We start from the raw sequence: 8,868 nt of genomic DNA on the forward strand, positions 1-8,868 counted from the left end.
ATGTGGTGGGCGACCACGTCGTGCAGTTCGCGGGCGATGCGCAGCCGTTCCTCGGCGACCCGCCGCCGGGCCTCCTCCTCACGGGTGCGTTCGGCGCGTTCGGCGCGCTCCCGGATGGCCTGGACGAAGGCCCGGTGGCTGCGGACGGCGTCGCCCGCGGTGGCGCCGATGCCGGTCCAGGCGACGAGGGCGACGTTCTCCTGTGCGTACCAGGGCAGTGGCCCGGCGAGCATGGCGGCGGCCGTCAGCACGGTCATGGTGAGCAGGCCGACCCGCCAGGTGGTGGCCCGGTCGGTGGTGGAGGCGACGGTGTACAGGGCGATGACGGTGGTCATCGCCACGGGGGCGCGGGGGTCGCCGGTGACGCACTCGATCAGCGCGAAGGTGCCGGTGGCGGCCAGTACGGCGAGCGCGGAGCGGCGGCGCAGCACAAGGGCGGCGGCGGCCAGGACCATCAGCAGCAGGCTCACCACGCCCGGCGGCCGGGCGCCCCAGTCCACGCCGTGGTCGCCGTCCGGTGCGGCGAAGGCGCTGCTGATCATGCACAGCAGCACGGCCGCCGCGATGACCGCGTCGAGTGTGAGGGGGTGCGCCTTGAACTGGTACCGGGCGCGTCGGAGAGTGCTCACCCGGTGAACAGTACGGGTCGCCGGGAAAGTCCGGGTAAGGGACGACCGGGACGGGCCAGGGAACAGCGTGTCAGGTGTCGGGCGGTGTTCGCCCCGGATACCCGTGGGGGACGCCCGCCGTTGGCCGGGCGGCCCGAGCCTTCTCGTCGGCATGCGGGCCGCCCGGACCGGATGCGTCGTCGTCGAAAGGCAGTGACCGTGCGCCCTCCCGCCTCCCGTCTCCTCCCCGCCGCCACCGCCGTGGCCCTGCTGGCGGTGCTCGGCCCGGCCGCCACGGTGCACGCGGCGTCCACCGGCACCCCGACGATCAAGCTCTCGGCCGCCTACCTGTCCGGCGCCGTCGGCGCGAGTGGCGACCCCGTGGTCACGGTGACCGTCGCGCAGAGCGGCGCGGACGCCTCGGGGCTGACGGTGACGGCGTCCAGCAGCAGCCGGAGCACGGTGGCGGGCACCGGGGACGTCCGGATCACCGGCACCGGCGGCAGCCGTACGGTCGCGGTGACCGCCCGCGCCCGGGGGTACGCCGACCTCACACTCAAGGTGACCGGCACCGACGGCAAGTCCGCCACCACGACCCTGCACTACGCGGCCTCCCCCGCCGTCCAGCACGCGGCCGACGCCCGCTACCTCACCGGCGCCTCGGACGCCTCCGCCGCCGTGGACGCGGGAGGCGGCTACGTCCTGGTGGCCAACGACGAGGACAACACCCTGCGCCTGTACGACGGTTCGGCCTCCGGCGCGCCGGTGAGGAGCTGGAACCTGTCCTCCGCGCTGGGCGCCTCCAAGGAGGTCGACATCGAGGGCGCGGCCCGCGTCGGGAACACCGTGTACTGGACCGGCTCGCTCGGCAACAACAAGGACGGCGAGTACAAGGCGGACCGGAACACGGTCTTCACCACCACCCTCTCCGGCTCCGGCGCCGCGACCTCGGTGGCCTTCGGCACCGCCGGGCACAGGCTGCGGGACGACCTGGTGGCCTGGGACCGGGCGAACGGCGACCGGTACGGTTTCGCGGCCGCCACCGCCGACGGCCAGACGCCGAAGCAGGTGGACGGCTTCAACGTGGAGGGCCTGGAGTTCGCCCCCGGCTCCACCACCACCGCCTACGTCGGCTTCCGCGCCCCGCTGGTGCCGCCGAGCGAGGGCGGGAAGGCGCTGCTCGTGCCGGTGACCGACATGGACCAGGTGGCCCGAGGCACGAAGGCCACCTTCGGCACCCCGGTCGAGCTGGACCTCGGCGGTCTTTCGGTGCGTGACCTGCGCCGGAACGACAAGGGGCAGTACCTGATCCTCGCCGGGTCCTGGGCGGCCGAGGACAACAGCGCGCCCTACGACCTGTACCGCTGGGACGGGGTGGCCGGGCACCAGCCGGTGAAGGTGCTGGACCTGCCCACGGCGGACGCGGGCGGCTGGGAGTCCGTGGTGTCGGTGCCCGACCTGGACGTGTCCGGCGGCCGGGTCCAGCTCATCACCGACGACGGCAGCGCCGACCTCTACGGCGACGGCACCCAGGCCAAGGACCTCACCCACCCGGAGTGGCAGAAGTCCCGCTCCACCTTCTTCACGCTGGGCTGATCAGCCGGGGATCAGCCCGTCGTCGCTGAGCATCTCCCGGACCTCGTCCACGGTGGCGTCCGGGGCGGGCAGGATCAGCTCGGAGGGCTCCAGGGAGTCGTCCGGGAGCGGGGTGCCCAGCTTCCGGACCTCTTCCAGCAGGGCGTGCAAGGTGCGCCGGAAGCCCTCCTCGTCACCGCCCTCGACCTGGGCGAGCAGTTCGTCGTCCAGCTTGTTCAGCTCAGGGAAGCGGGAGTCGTCCAGCCTCACCTGGCCCTCACCCATGATCCGTACGATCACCACGGCCTCCTCGGCGCGGGTCCCGGCGGCGGACTACTGCTTGTCGAAGCGGGGGGTGTCCTGCGGCTGCTGCTGAGCCTGCTGACCGCCCGCACCGCCCTCGATGGCCTGCTGCCGGCCGGAGGAGCCGCCGGCCAACTCGGCCTTCATCCGCTGGAGCTCCAGCTCCACGTCCGAACCGCCGGAGAGGCGGTCCAGCTCGGCCTGGATGTCGTCCTTGGCCATGCCGGACTGGTCGTCCAGCGCGCCGGAGGCGAGCAGCTCGTCGATCGCGCCGGCCCGCGCCTGGAGCTGGGCCGTCTTGTCCTCGGCCCGCTGGATCGCCATGCCCACGTCGCCCATCTCCTCGGAGATGCCGGAGAACGCCTCCCCGATGCGGGTCTGCGCCTGGGCCGCGGTGTAGGTGGCCTTGATGGTCTCCTTCTTCGTACGGAAGGCGTCCACCTTGGCCTGGAGGCGCTGGGCCGCGAGGGTCAGCTTCTCCTCCTCGCCCTGGAGGGTGGCGTGCTGCGTTTCCAGGTCCGTGACCTGCTGCTGGAGGGCGGAGCGGCGGGACAGCGCCTCGCGGGCGAGGTCCTCCCGGCCGAGCGCGAGGGCCTTGCGGCCCTGGTCCTCCAGCTTCCCGGACTGCTGCTGCAGCTGGTTGAGCTGGAGCTCCAGGCGCTTGCGGGAGGTCGCCACGTCGGCGACCCCGCGCCGCACCTTCTGGAGCAGCTCCAGCTGCTTCTGGTACGAGTAGTCGAGGGTCTCGCGCGGGTCCTCGGCCCGGTCAAGGGCCTTGTTCGCCTTCGCGCGGAAGATCATCCCCATACGCTTCATGACACCGCTCATGGGCTTCGCGCGCCCCCTTCTGACGGACTCCAGCTCACCGATCCTGCGACAGAACCCACAGTACGGGCCCTGCCACCATTACCGCACCGTTCGGGGAGCGATGCGCTCCTCCCCAAGGACGAGCCCCGGCCCGGCCACTCCGGCGTGAGGAGTAGGTGATCACCAGGGGTGACGCCCCGCCTGGTGTACGACTCGCCCTGGAAGCGTCCAGGACGTCCCCTCTGTACCCCGATAGACGTCCGGCGTTGCCGGATCGTTCCCCCAGGGACTGGGGTCCATGCCGGTGATGCCCGTACCCTTGGGTTTTGTGTTCCGTAGCCGTGCGAAGGAAGAGAAGGCACCCGCCGACAAGGCGCAGGTGACCGGCTCCATGCAGCCCCGCGACCCGCAGGCCCCCAAGGGTCGGCCCACGCCGAAGCGCAGTGAGGCCCAGACCCAGCGCCGCAGTGTCGCCAGTACGCCCGTGTCCCGCAAGGACGCCGCGAAGCGGCAGCGCGAGGACCGCCGTCAGGCCCTGGACCGGCAGCGCCGCGCGCTCGCCGGGGGCGACGAGCGGTACCTGCCCGCCCGGGACAAGGGGCCGGTGCGCAAGTTCGCCCGTGACTGGGTCGACTCGCGGATCAACGTGGCGGAGTTCTTCCTGCCGCTGGCCATCGTGATCCTGGCCCTCAGCGTGGTGCGGGTGCCCTCGATCCAGAGCATCGCGCTGCTGCTGTGGCTGATCGTGATCGTGCTGATCGTCGTCGACTCCGCCTTCAGCGGCTACCGGCTGAACAAGCGGCTCGCCGAGAAGTTCCCGGACGTCAACCGCCGGGGCGCGGTCATGTACGGCCTGATGCGCTCCCTCCAGATGCGGCGGTTGCGACTGCCCAAGCCGCAGGTCAAGCGCGGAGAGCGGCCCTGAGCGCAGACGCCGCTCCCGGCACGGCGGCCCTCACGGGGCCGCGCACGCCGGGCGAGCTGATCCGGGAGCGCCTGGTCACCCGGCAACTGGACGAGCAGCTCGCCCGCGCCTTCGCCGTCGGGCGGCGGCTGCGGGTGCTCGACGTCGGCATGGGCCGGGGCGCGCAGGCGCTGCGCCTGGCCCGGCTCGGCCACCGGGTCACCGGGGTCGAGCGCGATCCGGAGCTGGTCGCGGCCGCGCGCGCGGCGCTGACCGGTGAGCCGGACGGCATCCGCGAGCGGGTCCGGCTGGTGCAGGGCGAGGGCCGGGACACCGGGGTGCACTTCCTGCCGGGCAGCTTCGACGTGGTGCTGTGCCACGGGGTGCTGATGCATGTCGAGGAGCCCGACGCACTGGTGGCCGGGCTGGCCCGGATGCTGGCGCCCGGCGGGCTGCTTTCCCTGCTGGTGCGCAACGGCGACGCCCTCGCCATGGGACCCGGTCTCGCCGGCGACTGGGCCGGTGCGCTGGCCGCGCTGGACAGCGCCGCCCTGCTCCCCCGCTCCCGCACCGAGGCCGACGGCGACAGCCCGCCGGCGCCCGCCCCCGAGGGCCGCGCCGACCGCCTCTCCGCCCTGACGGCCACCCTGCACGGCATCGCCGCCCCGCTGCACGCCTGGTACGGCGTCCAGGTCTTCGCCGGCCGCGTCCCCTCCGCCCCCGTCTCCCCCGACGACCTGGAGGCCCTCCTCGCCGTCGAGGAACGGGCGTGCCGCACGGACCCGTACCGGGGGATCGCGGAACTGCTGCATCTGTGCGGGGTGCGGGGCTAGCCCCGTTCGGCGGTATCCGGCGGGCCCCTGTCTGTGACCCGTGGGGAGACTCGTCCATGGACGCTTCCCGTATCCGGGCCGGGCGCAGGGGTGCCGTGGCCGTCGTGCTGGTGTGCGCCGCCGTCCTGGGCGGCTGCTCCGACCCGGCGCCCTCGGCCCGGAAGGACGGGCCGCCGACCGCGCAGGCGGCGCTGCCGATGGCGGCGGACGACCTCCAAAACCAGTACCAGAAGGTCATCAAGGACGTCCTGCCCTCGGTCGTGCAGATCCAGGCGGGGCCGTCCCTCGGTTCGGGCGTGATCTACGACGGCAAGGGCCACGTCGTCACCAACGCGCACGTGGTCGGCTCGGAGAAGACCTTCCGGGTGACCACGGCCCGCAGCGAGGAACCGCTGACGGCGAGCCTGGTCTACTCCTACCCCGAGCAGGACCTCGCGGTGATCAAGCTGGACAAGGCCCCGGCGGGCCTGCGCCCGGCGGTGTTCGGCGGCTCGGACAAGGTGGAGGTCGGCCAGATCGTGCTGGCCATGGGCTCCCCCCTCGGGCTGGCCTCCAGCGTGACCCAGGGCATCGTCTCGGCCACCGGGCGGACCGTCAGCGAGCCGGGCGACGACGGCAGTCCGGGTGCCACGATCGCCAACATGGTGCAGACCTCGGCCGCGATCAATCCGGGCAACAGCGGGGGCGCCCTGGTGAACCTGAAGGGCCAGGTCATCGGCATCCCGACGCTGGGCGCGATCGACCCCGGAATGCAGGGCGGGGCGGCACCGGGCATCGGCTTCGCCATCCCGGCGTCCATGGTGCGTACGGTCGCCGGGCAGATCATCGCCACCGGCAAGGTCACCGACTCGGGCCGGGCCGCGCTGGGCGTCACGGTCCGCACGGTGGTGGACGAGGGCTACCGGCCCGCCGGGGCGGCGGTGGTCACGGTGCAGCGGGGCGGCCCGGCGGCGAAGGCGGGGCTCAAGGCGGGCGATGTGATCACCCGGCTGGGCGACAGCCCGGTCGGCACCACCACGGAACTCGCCGAGGTGCTGGCGGGGAAGAAGCCCGGCGAGAAGGTCACGGTCACCTACGAACGCGCGGACTCCCGGCACACGGCCGAGGTGACGCTCGGGGAGCAGTGAGGGCACCCCGACGGGAGCGGGAGTGGTCCCGCCCCCGCTGGACCGGGGCTACACCCCTTCGGCGTCGAGGCTCATCGGCCCGTAGATCTCGGTGCCCTCCTCGAAGAGGCGCACCTGGTCCGCGCCGCCCTCCAGCAGCGCCTTCCAGTTCTCGCCGACCCAGGACTCGGCGTCGCCCTGCGTGGTGAACTCCTCCGGCTCCACGGCGGGCGGGACCTCCGTCCCGTCGGCCTTCTCGAACCGCCACGTCCAAGCTGTCATGCGGGCCTCCTTCGATCCGACTCCTGCGGGCAGGGTATGCGGTTCACGGGGCAGCCCACAGGACATCGTGGATCATCGTCCGCTCAGGTGGCCCGGTGCGCGGCGCCCGCCGGGACAGGTGAAAATCGGTTCCGTGGACGTCACTCTGCTCGGCACCGGTGCCCCCTCGGGACTGCCCCGCCCCGACTGCCCCTGTGCCGTGTGCGCGAGCGCGCTCGGCCCGGACGCGCGGGCGGCCACCGCGCTGCTGGTGGACGGGGCCCTGCTGCTGGACCTGACACCGGGCGCCGCCTTCGCCGCGGCTCGCGCCGGGCACTCGCTGGGCCGGGTCCGACAGGTGCTCCTCTCCCACCCGCACGACGGTCCCGCCGTGGAGGTCCCCGCCGGACTCCCCCAGCCGGTCCGGGTGCCGGACGGCCGCGAGCTGACCCTGCTGACCGGGCACCGGGTCCGGGCCCTGGCGATGGACGCGGGCGGTACGGGGTACGAGGTGACCGGGCCGGACGGGCTGAAGCTGCTGTACCTCCCGCCGGGCGGCTCCCCGGCGGGCCTGGAGCGGGTGGCGGAGCCGTACCACATGGTGCTGGCCGACATCGTGGGGCGCCCGGACGCGCTGGCCCGGCTGCGGGCGGCCGGCGGGGTGGGTCCGGCGACCGACATCGTCGCGGTCCACCTGGACCATGACGTGCCGCAGGCGACGGAGCTGCCCCGGCGGCTGGCGGCGGCCGGGGCGCGGACGGTGCCGGACGGGGTGACGCTGGCGGTGGGCGCGTACGACGAGGTCCCGGACGTGCCACGCCGGACGCTGGTGCTGGGCGGCGCCCGCTCGGGCAAGTCGGTGGAGGCGGAACGGCGTCTGGAGTCCTTTCCGGACGTGGTCTACGTGGCGACCGGCGGCACCCGCGCCGGGGACCGCGAGTGGGCGGACCGGGTCGCCGCGCACCGCGAGCGCCGTCCCGGCTCCTGGCGTACGGCGGAGACCACGGACCTGGTCCCGCTCCTCGCCGAGGACGGTCCGCCCCTCCTCATCGACTGCCTCTCCCTCTGGCTCACCGACGTGATGGACGCGGTCGGCGCCTGGGACGACGCCCAGTGGGCCGACGGCGGCGAGAAGGCGCTGCGCGACCGGGTCCACGAACTGACCCGGGCGGTACGCGAGACCCCGCGCACGGTCGTCGCCGTCTCCAACGAGGTCGGCTCCGGCATCGTCCCGGCCACCCCCTCGGGCCGCCGCTACCGCGACGAACTGGGCCGCCTGAACGCGGCGTTCGCCTCGGAGTGCGAGCAGGTCGTGCTGGTGGTGGCGGGTCAGGCGCTGGTGCTGCGGGGCTAGAACCGTCCTGGTTTGCGGGCCACGACCCGGTAGGTGCTGGCGAAGCGGGTCCGGCGGGTGAGGGGGGCCAGGAGGTGGTCCAGGGCGGTGGCCGCCGTCAGAGGGGCGCGCAGGGGGCGGGGGAAGGTCGTGGTGAGGTCCTGGGGCTGGTGGACGCGGGCCGTGGTGGTGACCGTGCAGCCCAGGGCGTGCAGTTCGGCCTCCAGGTTGGGCAGCGGGAGCAGGTGGGCGTGCCGGTGCGGGAGCCAGTGGGAGCCCAGAAGGGTCGCGTAGGTGCTGTCGGGGGCCGGGGCCTCGACGACGAGGTGGCCGCCGGGGCGGAGTACGGCCAGCGCGGCCCTCAGTTCGGCGCGCGGGTCGGGGACGTGGGCCAGGTGGTGGAGCATGCTGACGACGTCGTAGCGGGCGCGCAGCCGGTCGGTGACGCCGGGCGTGGTGAGCAGCCCCCGGTGGGCCTCCTCGACCCGGCCCTCGGCGAGCGCCCGTTCGACCCGCTCGGTGGGGTCGAGCCCGTCGAAGCTGGTGTACGGGAAGAACTCCCGCGCGGCCTCGGGGAAGTGGCCGTGCCCGGTCCCCACGTCGAGCCAGCTCTCGGGGTCGGCCAGCCCCGCGAGGGCACGGGCGGTGGCGCGGTGGGAGCGGCCGGACGACGAGGGGGCGCCGGTGGCCGACCGGGGGTTCTGGAAGGCGTGGGCGCAGGCCTCGCACTCGTCGAGGGCGACGGCTCGGGGTCCGCGCAGCCGGGTGCGCAGGCGGGCCGAGCCGCACCAGGGACAGTCCTCGCGGCGCGGGCCGGGGAACCGGTCGCTGACCTGCGGGGCGGAGGGCGAGGACGGCATGGCGGCTCCTGTACGGCATTTCGCGGTAAACCGGAACGTATGGGATGACGATCTTGGGTGCAATGACGTGCGCCGGGCGTGGTGGCGGTGTGGCGCGGGGCGCCTCGCGCGCGGGCGGTACTGTTCCGCGAATGGACAGCCTTCAACTCGACGACTTCACCGATCTGATCGAGCGCCCGGACGGCGGCGTGCGCCGGGACGCCGAGGCGCGGCGGGAGCGCCTGGCCGTACCGTCCGGCGCGCTGGGCCGGCTGGACGAGCTGGGCGAGTGGCTGGCG

9 protein-coding genes and 2 pseudogenes are annotated in these 8,868 nt (G+C 73.9%); 6 read left to right on the forward strand and 5 right to left on the reverse strand.

Features of this window, described 5'->3' with window-relative positions; translation table 11 throughout:
* Positions 1-629: pseudogene (locus GT030_RS01705) on the reverse strand (two-component sensor histidine kinase); the annotation flags it as partial.
* 240 nt (positions 630-869) lie between these two features.
* Here GT030_RS01705 and GT030_RS01710 point away from each other — a divergent pair.
* A complete protein-coding gene (locus GT030_RS01710) occupies positions 870-2,204 on the forward strand; it encodes a DUF3616 domain-containing protein (protein ID WP_161199487.1) in 1,335 nt (444 codons plus the stop codon).
* Here the strand turns inward: GT030_RS01710 and GT030_RS01715 are convergent, their stop codons facing one another.
* Both GT030_RS01715 and GT030_RS01720 read right to left on the reverse strand, forming a co-directional pair.
* Entirely contained in the window at positions 2,205-2,483 is a 279-nt protein-coding gene (locus GT030_RS01715) for a hypothetical protein (protein WP_161199481.1), read from the reverse strand.
* Between the two features lie 33 nt (positions 2,484-2,516).
* Positions 2,517-3,314: a PspA/IM30 family protein gene (locus tag GT030_RS01720; RefSeq protein WP_161199482.1), complete on the reverse strand. Its 798-nt coding sequence runs from the start codon at positions 3,312-3,314 to the stop codon at positions 2,517-2,519.
* Between the two features lie 307 nt (positions 3,315-3,621).
* Between GT030_RS01720 and GT030_RS01725 the strand changes: the two genes are divergently transcribed.
* The 3 genes from GT030_RS01725 to GT030_RS01735 all read left to right on the forward strand — a co-directional run bounded on the left by GT030_RS01725 (position 3,622) and on the right by GT030_RS01735 (position 6,157).
* The gene (locus GT030_RS01725; protein ID WP_161199483.1) at positions 3,622-4,218 is read left to right on the forward strand and encodes a DUF3043 domain-containing protein; all 597 of its coding nucleotides are present in this window, start codon (positions 3,622-3,624) and stop codon (positions 4,216-4,218) included.
* 71 nt (positions 4,219-4,289) lie between these two features.
* The gene (locus GT030_RS01730; protein WP_202459564.1) at positions 4,290-5,030 is read left to right on the forward strand and encodes a class I SAM-dependent methyltransferase; all 741 of its coding nucleotides are present in this window, start codon (positions 4,290-4,292) and stop codon (positions 5,028-5,030) included.
* A 56-nt stretch (positions 5,031-5,086) separates the two neighbouring features.
* Positions 5,087-6,157 carry a trypsin-like peptidase domain-containing protein gene (locus tag GT030_RS01735; protein WP_161199484.1) on the forward strand — a complete coding sequence of 357 codons (1,071 nt, stop codon included), beginning with the start codon at positions 5,087-5,089 and terminating at the stop codon, positions 6,155-6,157.
* Positions 6,158-6,205: 48 nt separating this feature from the next.
* Here the strand turns inward: GT030_RS01735 and GT030_RS01740 are convergent, their stop codons facing one another.
* Entirely contained in the window at positions 6,206-6,418 is a 213-nt protein-coding gene (locus GT030_RS01740) for a hypothetical protein (protein ID WP_135785599.1), read from the reverse strand.
* Between the two features lie 133 nt (positions 6,419-6,551).
* Here GT030_RS01740 and GT030_RS01745 point away from each other — a divergent pair, with 133 nt between their 5' ends.
* A complete protein-coding gene (locus tag GT030_RS01745) occupies positions 6,552-7,751 on the forward strand; it encodes a bifunctional adenosylcobinamide kinase/adenosylcobinamide-phosphate guanylyltransferase (protein WP_161199485.1) in 1,200 nt (399 codons plus the stop codon).
* Here GT030_RS01745 and GT030_RS01750 read toward each other — a convergent pair.
* On the reverse strand, positions 7,748-8,590 hold the full coding sequence (locus GT030_RS01750; RefSeq protein ID WP_161199486.1) for a class I SAM-dependent methyltransferase: 843 nt from the start codon (positions 8,588-8,590) through the stop codon (positions 7,748-7,750). The two genes, GT030_RS01745 and GT030_RS01750, sit on opposite strands and share 4 nt — an antisense overlap.
* Before the next feature lie 131 nt (positions 8,591-8,721).
* On the opposite strand from GT030_RS01750, the pseudogene GT030_RS01755 reads away from it, so the two are divergent.
* Positions 8,722-8,868, forward strand: a pseudogene (locus GT030_RS01755) (nicotinate-nucleotide--dimethylbenzimidazole phosphoribosyltransferase); the annotation flags it as partial.

Source organism: Streptomyces sp. SID1328 (genome assembly GCF_009865595.1).
Taxonomy (GTDB): Bacteria; Actinomycetota; Actinomycetes; order Streptomycetales; family Streptomycetaceae; genus Streptomyces; species Streptomyces griseoluteus.